This is a genomic window from Pseudoalteromonas sp. '520P1 No. 423', from assembly GCF_001269985.1.
Taxonomy (GTDB): domain Bacteria; phylum Pseudomonadota; class Gammaproteobacteria; order Enterobacterales; family Alteromonadaceae; genus Pseudoalteromonas.
The window spans coordinates 1,238,351-1,253,420 of record NZ_BBZB01000002.1; the positions used below are offsets into that span (position 1 = coordinate 1,238,351).

General features: G+C 34.1%; 12 protein-coding genes. 3 read left to right on the top strand and 9 right to left on the bottom strand.

Annotated elements, in window-relative coordinates:
• Positions 1 to 205: 205 nt before the first annotated feature.
• Complete coding sequence (locus PSA_RS23865) at positions 206 to 3,247, bottom strand: efflux RND transporter permease subunit (RefSeq protein ID WP_042145272.1); 3,042 nt, start codon at positions 3,245 to 3,247, stop codon at positions 206 to 208.
• 1 nt (position 3,248) lies between these two features.
• The gene (locus PSA_RS23870) at positions 3,249 to 4,295 is read right to left on the bottom strand and encodes an efflux RND transporter periplasmic adaptor subunit (protein ID WP_052379974.1); all 1,047 of its coding nucleotides are present in this window, start codon (positions 4,293 to 4,295) and stop codon (positions 3,249 to 3,251) included.
• Between the two features lie 170 nt (positions 4,296 to 4,465).
• Between PSA_RS23870 and PSA_RS23875 the strand changes: the two genes are divergently transcribed.
• Complete coding sequence (locus tag PSA_RS23875) at positions 4,466 to 5,035, top strand: TetR/AcrR family transcriptional regulator (RefSeq protein WP_042145278.1); 570 nt, start codon at positions 4,466 to 4,468, stop codon at positions 5,033 to 5,035.
• 18 nt (positions 5,036 to 5,053) lie between these two features.
• On the opposite strand, the gene PSA_RS23880 is transcribed toward PSA_RS23875, so the two are convergent.
• Positions 5,054 to 6,535 (bottom strand): sigma 54-interacting transcriptional regulator, encoded by a 1,482-nt coding sequence (locus PSA_RS23880; RefSeq protein WP_052379975.1) that lies wholly within the window; start codon positions 6,533 to 6,535, stop codon positions 5,054 to 5,056.
• Positions 6,536 to 6,910: 375 nt separating this feature from the next.
• Between PSA_RS23880 and megL the strand changes: the two genes are divergently transcribed.
• A complete protein-coding gene (gene megL, locus PSA_RS23885; RefSeq protein ID WP_042145282.1) occupies positions 6,911 to 8,131 on the top strand; it encodes a methionine gamma-lyase in 1,221 nt (406 codons plus the stop codon).
• Between the two features lie 51 nt (positions 8,132 to 8,182).
• Here megL and hspQ read toward each other — a convergent pair whose 3' ends face one another.
• From hspQ to PSA_RS23905, 4 genes are all read right to left on the bottom strand, one after another.
• A complete protein-coding gene (gene hspQ, locus PSA_RS23890) occupies positions 8,183 to 8,494 on the bottom strand; it encodes a heat shock protein HspQ (RefSeq protein WP_231665526.1) in 312 nt (103 codons plus the stop codon).
• Positions 8,495 to 8,605: 111 nt separating this feature from the next.
• A complete protein-coding gene (locus PSA_RS23895; protein ID WP_042145288.1) occupies positions 8,606 to 9,118 on the bottom strand; it encodes a hypothetical protein in 513 nt (170 codons plus the stop codon).
• Positions 9,119 to 9,126: 8 nt separating this feature from the next.
• Entirely contained in the window at positions 9,127 to 10,302 is a 1,176-nt protein-coding gene (locus PSA_RS23900; protein ID WP_042145290.1) for a peptidylprolyl isomerase, read from the bottom strand.
• On the bottom strand, positions 10,303 to 11,313 hold the full coding sequence (locus PSA_RS23905; protein ID WP_042145293.1) for a phospholipase: 1,011 nt from the start codon (positions 11,311 to 11,313) through the stop codon (positions 10,303 to 10,305).
• Positions 11,314 to 11,543: 230 nt separating this feature from the next.
• Between PSA_RS23905 and PSA_RS23910 the strand changes: the two genes are divergently transcribed.
• A complete protein-coding gene (locus tag PSA_RS23910; RefSeq protein WP_042145295.1) occupies positions 11,544 to 13,577 on the top strand; it encodes a methyl-accepting chemotaxis protein in 2,034 nt (677 codons plus the stop codon).
• A 251-nt stretch (positions 13,578 to 13,828) separates the two neighbouring features.
• Here the strand turns inward: PSA_RS23910 and PSA_RS23915 are convergent, their stop codons facing one another.
• Both PSA_RS23915 and PSA_RS27415 read right to left on the bottom strand, forming a co-directional pair.
• Complete coding sequence (locus PSA_RS23915) at positions 13,829 to 14,098, bottom strand: aldo/keto reductase (protein ID WP_127924110.1); 270 nt, start codon at positions 14,096 to 14,098, stop codon at positions 13,829 to 13,831.
• Positions 14,099 to 14,265: 167 nt separating this feature from the next.
• Complete coding sequence (locus PSA_RS27415; protein ID WP_127924123.1) at positions 14,266 to 14,391, bottom strand: hypothetical protein; 126 nt, start codon at positions 14,389 to 14,391, stop codon at positions 14,266 to 14,268.
• Positions 14,392 to 15,070 lie beyond the last annotated feature (679 nt).

Here is a 15,070-nt window from a genome sequence, read left to right on the forward strand (position 1 = left end):
AGGAATTAATTATAAATCTAGTGGGGTCATACATTGATAATTTTATAAAAAACAAAACAGAAATATAATAAACAATTTTTAATTTAAGTGTGCGTTTGTTTATCGTACTTATATTAAAGCATTTACCAAAATATTAAATGCATCAAAAAAGCCTCGAGATTATCTGCGAGGCTTGGTATTAAAACTAATATAATTACGAATAAACTTAATTTCTGGGGACTTTTATCTTATAAAAGATACTATACAAAACTGGGACTGCAATCATAGTGAGAATCGTAGCAAATGCCAGTCCGCCCATTATGGTTACTGACATATCAGCAAAGAATGGGTCAAACACTAGCGGCATTACACCTAAAATAGTTGTGATAGCTGCAAGGGATACTGGACGTAAACGACTTAAACTAGCTTCAACTATGGCAACCCCTTTTTCTTTGCCCTCTTCTATTTGAAGATCAATTTCTTCAAGCAGCACGATCGCATTTTTAATCAACATACCAAATAAACTTAAAAAACCCAGCAATGACATAAAGCCAAATGGCATATCAGCTATTAATAATCCAGCAACAACTCCTACTACAGCCATAGGCACGATTAACCATATGATCAAAGGCTGTCTAGCACGACCAAATAATAAAACACTGATAATAAACATCACTAAGAATCCAAGCGGTAGACCTTGACCTAACGCTGCTTGTGCGTCACGTGAAGATTCATATTCGCCACCCCATTCAAGCTGATAACCATCTGGTAATTTTATGGCTTCGACTAATGGTTTAATACGAGCAAAAGCTTCACCAGTTGTTTCTTGATAACCTGCTTCAGCTTTTACAGATATCGTTCTGACACGATCACGTCGATTGATCAGTAACTCTTCACTTTGATAGGTAATATTACCGCTTACTTGTTTAAAAGGAATATAAGTGCGTTGACTACTACTCCAGACTAAGCTGTTTTCTAGCCCAAACAATTGATCTTGCGTCTGATTTTGATTCTTTGCCACTATAGGGTATAAGTAGTCACCATCTTGCAATTGGCCTATTGTGAGTCCATCAGTATAAAATTTTACAGCATCACTAAAGTCACTTCTGCTAACCCCAGCGACACCTGCAGCAATATCGTCAAACTCTGGAATAAGTACAATGCCTTTTTCACGCCAATTATCTCGAATATCCCTAATTAAACCATCTTGACGGAATATTGCTTTAGCTTGCTCTGATAAACGACGTAAAATTTCAGGATCATGACCAGAAAAACGTGCTTGAATTTTAGCACCAGCACCTGGTCCAAATTGCATGACCTCAGCAAAGTACTCAACATTTGCATTATTTTTTCTGAGTTTATCTGAAATCTCTTGCGCTAGCCTAGGTACTTCAGAAGCATCTTTTGCCCTAATAAGATATAAGCCATAACTTTCGTTTGGCATTTCAGGTGAAAAAACTAAAGTGAACCGTGCGGAGCTTTCACCTATAAAAGTAGATAAAGACTCAATACCTTCAGTTTCTAGAATTAAGTTTTCACCCGCTTTCATATATTTTTCTGTTGCTCTAATATCTGAGTCTTGCGCGCCCCAATAGTGAACGAAAAATACAGGTGTATTTGAAGGTGGAAAAAACCCTTGTTTTATTAAACCGAAACTGGCGTAAGCAGTGATTGTTATACCAATTAAAGTAACAATCGTTAAGCCGCGCCAATGGAGTGCTGCTCTTAAAACAACTAAATATCCTCTGTGTAAAAAAGAATGTGAATCTTGTTCTTGGCTAGCTTGGCCAACTTTATAAAAATAACGTCCTAATAAAGGTGTCAAAGAAACAGCTAGTACCCAGCTTAACATCAATGAAATTAAGACTACGGCATAAAGAGAGAATAAAAACTCACCTGTTGCATCATCAGATAAACCGATGCCAGAAAACGCAGCGATGCCGATAATAGTTGCACCAAGCAAAGGCCATTGGGTTCTTTTTACAATAAAGCTTGCAGATTCAAAAGCCGACTTTCCTTTTTCCATTCGTAGCATCATGCCTTCAGCGACTACTATGGCATTATCAACCAACATGCCCATGGCAATTACCATAGCCCCAAGCGATATACGTTGTAGCTGAAGGTCGTATAACCACATAATTAAAACTGTACCTAGTACTGTAATTAACAATGTACCACCAACTACAATACCTGATCGCCATCCCATGAATATACATAAAGCAATTGTTACTACTGCCACTGATAATTCCAGATTTAAAATAAATCCATCTACAGATTTTTCAACAACTTTAGCTTGATTATAGATTGAAGCGACATTGATCCCTGCTGGTAACTGTTTTAGAACTTGGGCGAGTTTAGCTTCTATTTTTTCACCTACTTCCACTATATTGATATCGTTTTGTGCTGATATACCTAAAGTAATAGCTGGATGACCATTGTATCGTTTTAATCCGCTTGGAATATCAACTGTTTGCACAGAAAGTTTGGCGATGTCTTTAATTTTTATAGAAGCATTTTTCCCTGGTAGCACAATTGATAAATTTTCTATTTCTTCTACGCGGTTGGTTGAACTTTCAACGGGGATTCGGATCTGTTTATCATCAACATACAGTCTACCACCAACAAATGGTTTTAAATTACTTGCCAAAACTTGTTTTATTTCTGGGAATGACAGACCCAATCCTGCAATTTGATAACTGTCAATTTCAGCAACAATTTGTTCTTCAATTATGCCTTCAACTTGTACTTTTGCCACGCCATCTACTGCAAGAAGTTCTCTCCTAATTGTTCTCGAAAACTCTCTCATTTGATAAGCTGTAAAATCAGGTGCTGTTAATGTGTAATAGATGCCATATACATCACCAAAATCATCCATCACTACTGGGGCACTCGCTCCTAATGGTAATGAACCTTGTATATCTCGTAATCGTTTTCTTAATTCATCCCAAATTTGCGGTAACAAAGGTCCATCTATTGTAGGTTTCACTTCCATAGTGACACGAGAAAAACCTGGTTTGCTAACAGATTCTAACTTATCAAGTTGCCACATTTGTTGAAGTGCTATCTCAACTTGTTCAGTGACTTCTCGTTCAACTTTTTTGGCACTTGCACCTGGGTAATATGTAAAAATAACAGCTTGTTTTATGGTAAAAGCAGGATCTTCTAAGCGCCCTATTTTACCCATAGCTATCACACCACCTATAATAAAGCATAGTGCGATAAGCCATATATTTGTTGGCTTTGATAAAGAATAACGTGCAATATCCATATTAATACTCTGCCTTATATTCTTTAACTTTTAGCCCTTGACTCATTTGATTAACCGCAGCTGATACGATTTTATCACCTACCACTACACCACTTGAGACAACTGCAAACTCTCCTTGTAAACTTGCTATTTCAACAGTAACAGATTGAATATCATTATTTTCTTGTCTGAATTTCCAAACCTTAAATCCTTTATTTTTATCACCCATAAGTGACTTGATTGGAATTAATATTGCACTGTGTTGTTCACTAATATTTTCAATTTTTACACTTGCTCTTGAACCCGGATAAAATAAATTACTGACTTTGCCATCTAAGGCAAATGTAACACCATAAGTTTGCGTAATAGGATTGGGCGATGTTTCATGTTCAACATAAGTAATATCAAATACTGTGTCTTCTTGACCTATGATAAATGCAGTTGCTTTTATATTTCGATTACCTGCATTAGCAGTCATAACGCGCTCTGGTACATCAAATGTAAAATAAAGTTTAGATCTGTCTTGCAAATTCGCTATGGTATCGCCTGCACTGATATAGCTATTATTTTCAATCAATCTTGCACCTACTACCGCATCAAATGGCGCTTTTATAGTGGTATAGCTTAAGTCTTGTTTTGCATTCGCTAAGGCTAACTCTGTAATAGCAAATTGTGATTTAGCATCATCGAATGTACTTTGAGAAGCGACATTTTTTTTGAACACTTCTTCAATTCTCGCTAAGTTACGTACTGCATCTTCAAATCTTATTTTTGCTTCAGAAACGCGACGTTCAAATGGTGCTGAATCAATACGCGCTAAAACGTCACCCTTTGCTACAGGACTGCCTTCAACAAGATTTTCAAAAATTAATCTACCGGAAACTTCAAATTTAAGGTCAACACTTTTAACTGCAGATACGGTTGCTGGAAACTCGTATTCACTGGATATATCTACCTTTTTAGTTTCAAAAAGTTGAACTACAAGGGGTTCTTGAGTTTTTTCTTGCTTAACTGGTTCAGAACACGCTTGTAAGCATAAAAGTAAAACACCTATTAATATTCGATTCACGATATCTCCAAAACACTATCATTAACCAGGTAGTTATTACCTAGCCTATTTAATTTTGTGGTACTATAGCAAGAGGTTTACACATTTACAATAAGTGTAAACCTGTTGAGTAACTACCAATACTAAGCTAAAATTGTTTAATAAAGCCAAAATCAAATGAGAAATTAATTTTGCCGAGCTCAAGAGACAGAATTTTAACCTGTGCAACTGAATGTTTTTTTCAGCACGGTTATGTCGCCGCTAATATATCTATGATTGCCAGATATTCTGAGATTTCCCGTGTCACAATACATAAACAGTTTAGGACCAAAGAGGCCCTTTTTCGAGCTGTCGTAGAAAAATATATAGCGGATAACAATGTACTTTTACAAGATTACAGCCAATCAACCGGTGACTTTTGGGCTGAAACTGAAGCATTTATATTAAAGCGATGTGATGGGTTATTTGAAGAAGTATCAAGTTCATTAATAAGAACTGATTTACTGCATGCAGGCCAAGGCCATTGTAATGACATTATCAGCGAAAACGAGATAAAAGTACGTGAGATAATCAGCTTAAGGATTTCAAAAGAACTTGCTCTAAGCCGTATGACTTTAGATAAAATTGATATTACGATTGAAGAGTTTGCCCGCGTTATTGAATCAGCCTCCTTTGGCTTGGCCCTTTCGAGTATGGAAGAAGATAACCAAGCTTTTGTTAAGCATTTAATGAAAGTATTTAAGGCGTCGACTGCTGTTTAATTTCACAAAATTTTAAGTTTATTTAATACCGTACTTGTTTAATTTTCTGGAAATGGTCGCATTTGAGACATTTAATCTTTGCGCTAATTTTCGTGTTGATGAAAAGTTTAAATAGAGTTCCTGTAACAATTGCTTTTCATAGCTACCAACTGCTGCTTCTAACGATATTATTTCATTGGTATGCGTTTTATCTTTTGTTAGCTCCTGATTTTGAGAAGTAAAACAAATATCAGTATGATCAATCACAGATTTATCAACCAAGGCTAAAGTTTTAAAAATTACATTTTGTAATTCTCTAATATTACCGGGCCAAGGGGCATTTTGTAATAATTGTATTGCTTGATTGGTAAAGTCCGGCTTTGGAATATTAACCTGCTCAGCTGCATTGGTTGCAAATCGATTTAATAATGCGGGAATATCTTCAGCACGTTCTCTCAAAGGCGGCAAGTTTAGACTTAATACATTTAAACGATAAAACAGATCATCCCTAAATTCACCTGTTACAATCATCTCATCTAAATTTTTATGTGTTGCACACACAATACGTACATTTACGTTTATTTCTTGTGTGCCACCTATTCTTCTAAAAGTAAATTCTTGTAAAAATCGTAATAATTTAGCTTGTAAATAAATGGATAGCTCAGCTATTTCGTCTAAAAATACAGTGCCATTTTCTGCTAGTTCGAATAAACCAGGTTTGCCGCCTTGTTTAGAACCAGTGAATGCACCTGGTGCATAACCAAACAACTCACTCTCTAATAAGTTTTCAGCGAGTGTAGCGCAATTAATTGCTAAAAATGGTGCTTTTGCGCGTGGACCAGATTCATGTAAGGCGCGTGCCAGTAGCTCTTTGCCGGTTCCTGTTTCTCCCATTATTAAAACTGGTAAATCTAACTTAGCAAACCTGACTGTTTGCTGTTGAATTAGCTTCATTTGGTGGCTAGTTCCCACCATAGACTCTATATTTTCACCTTTATTTGGCGATATAGCCGATATTTGTTGACCTAGTCTTTGCGCACTGCGTAATACTATCACTGCACCTGTCGTTTTGTTTTGTGTATAAACAGGTGTGATATCCATTAAATATTGTTTATTTGCACATGATACTTCAAAGGAAGTCTCGTCATTTGGTAATACCTTGTTTAATGAAACACCAATAAGTTCATAAATTTTACTACCGATCAGAAGACTTTTCTCTAAACCAAATGCGATTTCAGCAGCTGTGTTGGCAACCAATACCTCTCCTTTAAAATCAATATCAACAAGTGGGTCGGGTAATTTTGATAATAAAGCATCTAAATGTTTACGTTTTAATTCGCTTGGTAATAAATCTACTTCATTGACATCGGTAACACCTTTGATCGATTTAAGAGAAGTACTAATTGTTTCAAAACTACCTCCACGCTCTTCAAAATGAACAAAAATCTTTTGACTCACCATTTCCATTGCGGTCAAGTTCCAGCCTTTGTTAACAATTGTGTTTAGGATTTCTTGAGTCATCCCCAATCTGTCTTCACATAAAATTCTTAGCTTCACTTATATCTGATTCATTTCTGTAACGCGTTGCAAAAAGGTAACACACTACTGAACCCACTAAAAGCGTAATATTACTATCATTTTTACATGTTTCACCTTGCTAGTGTTACATATATGTAACGAACAAAGATTTTAAAAACAAACAAAACCCACAAGTTATTGATAAGTATGAGTTTTATATTTTGGCGTAATAAATGCTGTTATCCGATATTGAATCTAGCAATTAATTAAAACTTAAGTGACTGTTTAAATCACCGATAAAAATATTAAAAATCGATTTATAAGATCAGTCACTGATCATAATTATCCTAATAAAAATTTAATACAAAAGGCCAAATAATGACTTACAAAATAGAAACTAAAGCAGTTCATGCGGGTAGAATTAATGATGAACAATTTGGCTCATTAGCAACACCGCTTTATCAAACATCAACTTTTGTTTTTAAAAATGCAGAACAAGGCAGAGCGCGCTTCGCAGGTGAAGAAGAAGGCTATATTTATACGCGTTTAGGCAACCCAACTACCCGTCAATTTGAACAAAAACTTGCTGTGCTCGAAGGTATGGAAGATGCTGCTGCAACGGCAACAGGCATGGCTGCAGTATCGGCATCGGTTATGGCAAATGTACAAGCTGGTGATCATATTATTGCTTCCAAAGCGCTATATGGATGTAGTTTTGCTTTATTTAGCCATATGCTCACTAAGTTTGCTGTTGAAGTGACTTTTGTCGATATGACGAAACCAGAAGAATTAGACGATGCATTACAAGACAATACAAAAATCATATTTATAGAAACTCCTATTAATCCAAACTTAGTTGTAATTGATTTACAAATGGTCGGCGATTTTGCTAAAAAACATGATTTAATTTCTATCTGTGATAATACTTTTTTAACGCCAATATTACAGCGTCCAGTTGAGTTTGGTTTCGACATTGTAATTCATAGTGCAACTAAATATTTAAATGGACATGGTGATGTTGTTGCAGGGATCATTTGTGGCTCTAATGAAATGATTGAGCATATTAAATTAACTGCGTTAAAAGATATTGGTGGCACAATAAGTCCACATGATGCTTGGTTAATTTTACGTGGTTTAAAAACACTACATATCAGAATGAAAGCCCACTGTGAAAATGCACAAAAAGTTGCAGAATTTTTAGAGCAACATCAAATGATCAGCAATGTTTATTATCCAGGATTAAAAAGCCATCAAGGTAATAAGTATATCGGCAAACAAATGACAGCTGCTGGTGGTGTTATCGCCTTTGAAATAAAAGGTAATATTGAAGATGGGCAAAGATTTATAGATTCTACAAAGCTATTTAGTATTGCTGTCAGTTTAGGTGATGCAGAATCATTGATACAACATCCTGCTTCAATGACTCACAGCCCATATACACCAGAAGAGCGTGCTGAAGCGGGAATTAGTGATGGCTTAATTCGAATCTCTGTCGGTTTAGAAAATTCAGATGATTTAATTGAAGATCTTAATATGGCACTTTTACAAGCAATGAGTCATAAAGCCCCAAAGTCTGAAATAGAGTTAATTTTAGAATAGTAAGTTAACATGTCCTAAATGAGGCTGCCTCCCCTTCAAGCCTCATTTTTTTTACATCATTTTATTTTTAATGTAATAACGTTTACCATCATATTTATTGAAATAACTACCTAATAATGGGTGATCTATTTGTGCCATGTTATCACTTGTTACTAAATTTCTTTGAGCTACGTAAGTGATATCAGCGGATTGATCCACCAACACACTATACCAAGGCTTATCTTTTGGCGGTTTTGTTACAGCCATTTGTTCATACCAGAGTTCTGAGTTATTAAACACGGGATCAACTTCAACAATGACACCACGATAATTAAAACGTATATGGTTGATGATTTGCCCTATATAAAATTTAGATTCGATCATCATATAACCCTTTTAGTTAATAAGTATTTTGAAGTTGTTTACTTATTAACTATAGCGCTAACAATACGCTTTACCCTGACTATTTGTAGATAAATTTACTTTTTACCTAGCTTACATAACAAGTGATTGTTTTATTGTAAGTTCGTTTTGCAAATGTTCATTGAGTAACTTTAAAGAATTAATCTTTTTTTGTGCGAACTGTAATTGCTCTTGAGAAATACCTTTTATTTGTGCTTTTTGTAAATACTCAGTTAAAAATGCAATTTTATCATTACTTGCATTCACAAAATTATGTTTAAGCTGAATATCTTTATTTATTTCAAATACTTCATATTGTTCAAAGTCGTTTAAATCGCCTTGATATACTTCAGGCGTTACTGAATTTTCTATTGTTGGTATATAAATATTAACCATATTTTTGTGATTGAGTGAGCTAGTGTTATCTTGTTTGGGCAAAATGTAAACTTGCTTTTCTAGCTCATAGTTCTCATTTTTTTTATTGTTACTTGATACATACTCTTTGTTAATTGATGATGAGTTAGATGATATTACTAATTCATTCACCTCGTTATATTCATAGTATGAAATAGCAAGTATTAACATTATGATAAATAAAACACTCATAATGATGTTTAGCCGTTTGAACTTTGATTTTGTAACCACTGTTGAAAACCTTGATGATAATTTTTGATGGCAAGAGATTTAGCCAGCTGTTTTTTAGCTTGATATTGCACTGTGGGTGTATTCAATTCGTAAACATCGTAGTCCTTATCACCATTGTTTAATACAAGCCATTGACCATCAGGTGTTCGAATAGGAGGCGACGTTTTATTTTCAGGAAAGTTAAATGCCGTTTGAATAGCCCAGTCATTTGAATTCAAGTTTCTTCCTAGGCGATTATGATATTGTCGAAATATATCTTCTACATTAAAGTGGTTGATTGTTTTGCTCCAACCCTTTTTAATGACGGCGTTATAGAATTCAAATGCTTGTGTTTGTGTACTAAAATAAACCCCTTTAGATTTCACATGAGATAGATAATTGAATCTTTCTATATTTTTAGCATAATATTTGTTTATTTGTTCGTCTGTCACTGACTTTTCATAATAATTTAGCATCAAAGAATCAGAGTGCATCATTTGGTTGACTCCAAAGTAGTTTTTCATAGGCAGTCTTAGAACTTCTGCTAAAGCAATGCTTTCTAAAGTGGTATAACTTAGGTTCTGTAATTTTAATTTTGACTTTACATAATTACTCACCTGATTAAAATTCAATCTTTTGTTTACCTCTTGTAATAATAACTCTTTATCTCCTTGATGTAATCGATATCTATTTTGCATCGATAAAGAGCTATATAACTCAAAATAAGTTATTTTTAAAATTTCATTATCAACTAAATATTCAGATTTTAGGTGTCTTTTTGTGATGTCATCTATTTCGCCATTAAATGGATAATTACCTAGCAAGGCTTTCAAACTCTCCTTAGATATTGGTAATTCAGTCAGCGTTTGTAGTGCTAGCTTATCATCGACAAAAGGCTGCAATAGCGTATATAAATATCTTCGTTTGTGATAATTGGTATCAAAGCCAACATCAGATTGTGTGTGCAACAATTTAGGCTGTTTTTCTTTAGCTTTTGCTAAAAGGTACTGCCCTTCAAGTAACCTTTTGACCACTTGGTTTTTAGTAACATTAGCAGTATCGACACGATATTTTTGATGCATTAAATTTATTTCTGCATCTGAAAATTTAATTGAAGCGCTAAGTGGTAAGCAAAATATGCTTAGCATTATAATAAATAATTTCATTTACAACTGTTCCATAGCATGGTTTAAAATGTGTACAACCATAGCAATAGCTGATGGAATAACTTGTTGCGCAGTGTTAAGGCGATCATAATGATTGGTTGAGTTGAGCACTATGCCACCTTGTGCATAAGAAAATGCACCTCCTTGTGTCAAAAGTGGTCTTACATCGTGTTGATTTACATTTAAAGGGGTAAAATTATCTAATGCATTTTTTACTAAATCAAAGTTGTTTAACTCTTCTTTGTCATAATAATCTTTTACCCAAGTTTCCCAACCACTGTGGTTTAGATCTGAAGTAGTCCAAGTATGATGTGGTTGTAATAAATCTGTAGTATGAAATACAAACCCTAATATTTGTGGGTTCTTAGATTCGATAAAAGATTGATACCAATATTGCCCCAAATTATCAATTGGCTGGAAAGGTGCTTTTTCGAAATCATCATACATCTCATAATGTGATTGACTTTCAATTCTATAGTTGGCCTCAGTCACGTTATAACTATTAAATTTTGTTTTATCTACATTAAACCAGCCTGTTTCCCCCCCTTGACCATCATCTAAGTAATCGCCTTTTAACCAAGTGGCAGCCATAGTATCTATTGCACCCCACACGGTTAATTTATCATAATTATATCCACCAAAATCATTGCCATGCTCGTCATGACCTTGACTATGATTTTGAAAATGCCAATAACTCGTGTATTTAACAATACTTTCGGCGGCTCCCCAAATTGGGGCCTGTACACATGAACCAGTTATCGCGCCACATAAGAAAGTATCTTCAAAATCATCGACATCATATGCTGCTTGCCCCATTAAATTCGCTAATGCTGAAGGTGTTGTATTTAAACTATCAGCCCATAACTTTAGTTTGTTATATTGAGTTGTTTGTGCGTTTCTTTTCATGTATTCAACGGCATCTATCACAATTCTCTTATGTGTTTCTTGACTAAAAGCATGTGAATTTATTGAACAAGCTAAAAGTAATGTTCCCGCTATAATTTTATTCATTTTTATTATCCAAGTGCTGTATTAGGTACAACATTTAAACTTAGAGTAATGACACTAATGTGACAAATGTTTTACATTATCATTAAATAACATGAAATTATCTAAAGAGGCAGCCCAATAACAGCCAAACAGCCTATTATTATTTTATAATTAAGTTTTCAATTACTATACTTGTTAATAAAATGTGATTATTATACGAAATAGATGTATTACTTTAATTAGAGATAACAATGTATTACCTGCAACTAACCATAAAACAAAAGATAATTTTAGGGTTTAGTACGATAGGAGTTTTATTAATTGCAGGAAGCAGCTTTTTTTACTACTCACTAAACTCTATCAGCAACGCCAACCGCAACGTTGAAACCATTGCGGTGCCTGTCCAAAAGCAAAGTAATGCTCTGCAAATTAAACTATTAAATATGATGAAAATAAGTGCTTTGGGCTTCACTCAAAATGACATTTCATCTATTAATATAAGCATTAAAAATTTTGAAAAATTTAATCTTGAATATTTAAAAGCCGTTACTAGCTTACAAAACAAGCTATTTGAAGAACCTAAAATGCTCATTGCATTAAAAAAAACTCAGATTCAATATGTTAATTTTGTAAAGCAAAGCAATTTAATTTTTAGCGCTAAAACAAATATTGCAAAAGCAAAGCAAAACTATGCTGAGCAATTTGAGATATTTGTACATACCAGAAATAAAGCAAGTGATAACATGCTTGACCTAGAAACCATAGATGCGGCTAATCAACTTGCGTTATTAGATGTGGTGATTGGCAGTGGGACCCGAATTGATGATTTATTATTTACTTTAAAAGAAACGATGGCAGGTTTAAACAGAGTAAGTGATTTAGACACCATCAACCAACATAAAGAGGATGTTGGCTTCCTATTAAGCAACATTCAAGATAACTTTAATTATTTAAATCAACAAGCTGAACCATTAAATGATGATCGCTTATTAAATGAATTTACTGCAAATCTTAACGATCTTAATTTACTTTTATCTCAGCCAGGAAAGTTATATGGATTACAAAAACAAGCATTAGCTTCAAAACTTCAAGCACAACAAGCTTATTCTACGGCAGAGCAAAGTTTTGATGTAACTTATAAAGATCTCTCTATGTTAGTCGCATTAGCTGATGAGAAATTTAAAAAAATACAAGAAGCAGCAAATGAAAAAATAATGACAGGTGAAACAATTGCTGTTGTAATGGCTTTAATCTTTGTGGTACTTGCCAGTTTTATCGCATCCATTACAACCAAGGCGATGCTGGTACCATTAACTGCTGTTAATAAAGCTCTATCGCGTATAGCACAAGGAGATTTTAGTCACCGAATAGAAAAGCGCAGTAATGATGAATTTGGTACTTTAATCACAAATATAAATAAGCTCAGTAATGAGTTGACCGGTTTACTCCAGGGCATCAGCAAAGATGCACACTTATTAGATAAATCAGCTGAGTCTACTAATATTCAAAGCCAAAATATAACATCTACAACCAATGAGCAGATTAATCGAGTTGATAGTGCAAAACAATTAGCTGAACAAATGTACTCTAGTTCATCTTTAGTGTCTGATGAAGCATCTTTGACTGCTGAGCATGTATCCCAAGCCTCTAAATATAGTCATGAGATCAGAGATATAGCGTATTCAAATAAGCATCGGATAGAATTACTTTCAACCAGTTTAAGAGACTCTGTTGCCGTTATGACACGCTTAAGTGATCACAGTAATAGCATTGGAGGTATTTTAGATACAATTGGTAGTATTGCCGACCAAACTAATCTTTTAGCATTAAATGCAGCAATTGAAGCTGCGAGAGCCGGTGAACATGGCAGAGGCTTTGCTGTTGTAGCTGATGAAGTCCGATCTCTTGCCTCTCGTACACAAGATTCTACAACAGAAATACAAACGATGATAAATGCTTTACAAAACGAAACTGAAACTGCAGAAACCGCCATTTCTCAAGGGCAAAATCAAGCTTCTGAATGTGTCTCTCAAAGCCAAGAATTAAGTAAAGCAATCGAGCAAATCGAACATGCTCTGCATACCATAGATCAAATGAGTAAAAGTATTAATGATTCAGCTCAAGAGCAACTGACTTTTAGTCAAAATATTGAGTCAACTATGAGTGAAGCTTCTAATGCAGCTAATACAAACGCCAACGAGGCACAAGCTATGTCACTTCGTAGTAAAGCGCTAAATGAACTTGCACAGTCATTAACTAGCTCAGTGGCAAGGTTTAAACTTTAATGTTAAAAGTAGACCTTAATTCAAATGTTAAGGTCTATTTACATACAATATTAAGGCAAAGATACGCCATTTTTAAACTCTAGTATTCTATACAATCTTCTCGACTATCATTTATCGATAATGCTTGTTTTACAGGAAGTATGCGTTCAGGGGTGGTTGAACCAATAATAGGGAAATGGCTGCTGGGTGTTTTAATAAGCACGCTAATATGACAATCCACATTTCACATTGGTATTTTTTAGCTTACTGAGCTAACCCAGTTTCAATTCTTTGTTGATCATCAGTGGTAAATGAATTTTTCCATTAGGATATGCAATGTCAGCTAATAAGCACGAGGCGATTGGAGTTATTTCATGTTGTTGACATTGATCTAATGTGTCATCTAATAAAGTGGTAATGTTTTCAATATTAATTTCAACTTGATTAACTGCCAATGGCATAGAGATCATCGAACGTAACAAGTTAACTTGAGAAGGCTTAAAGTTACTCACACCAAAATGTTTAACTTTACCGTTTGTAATATATCAAAAGCATCTGCAACTCCTTGCGAATTCTGTGAATAATCAGGTCTATATAATAAAAAACATATCTAATTGCTCGATGCCTAAACGATTTAGAGAGTTATCAATAGAATCTAAAATATATTGTTTAGAAAATCATATATTTTTGGTGCATAATCGACATCACTTTAATTAGGCCTGATCCCCGATTTAGATGTGATAAACATGTCATCTCGTAAGCTAGGCGATGCTTTTAGTATTTCATCAAATAATAACTCACTTTGTCCCGAGCCATAAATATCCGCATGATTAATGTGCCTCTATCGTACTATGAATAGCATATTGTCCCCTAGCCCGATCTGCTACAAAATTTTCACCGCAAATACGGATACAACCATAATTCAATGGGATGAATAAATGGCGGTATTTTTGATTGTTTCAAATTCCATCTGGGACCTACATAAATATTAACAATTATATTTTTCTCAGTTAGTTATAGCCTTAATTCATAAAATTAATTGTAAATTAAGACTGAAATATTAATACATACGAATGCATTCAAAAGATTAAGAAAATGATAACATTTCTTTAACTTAAATGAGATGAATTCCCATTTACAGAGGCAAAAGATTCACGTAAAATTCGCGCCATATTAAAGTAAATTATCTGGAGTTCTATTCATGTCAAATTTTCAAAATGAAGATACACAATCTAAATATTTCTCAGGATTATTTTATGCTTTAGCAATTTTGTTTTTTTGTTTAATCACATTCTTTTTTACTGGTGTATAAATCGTAAATTGGGTTAGTTTATCTTTATCCTAGTCTTCAAAATTGCCGATAGAACAATTATTAATGTGTTAGCTTATCTATATCTTAAAGGATTTAGGTTTAATATAGTATTATATGAAAGTTAACGTATTAGACTATTAACCCTACCCGCTTATTTTCCATTATTTTTATTTTATAATTAAATTTTTAAAATTCCATTTCT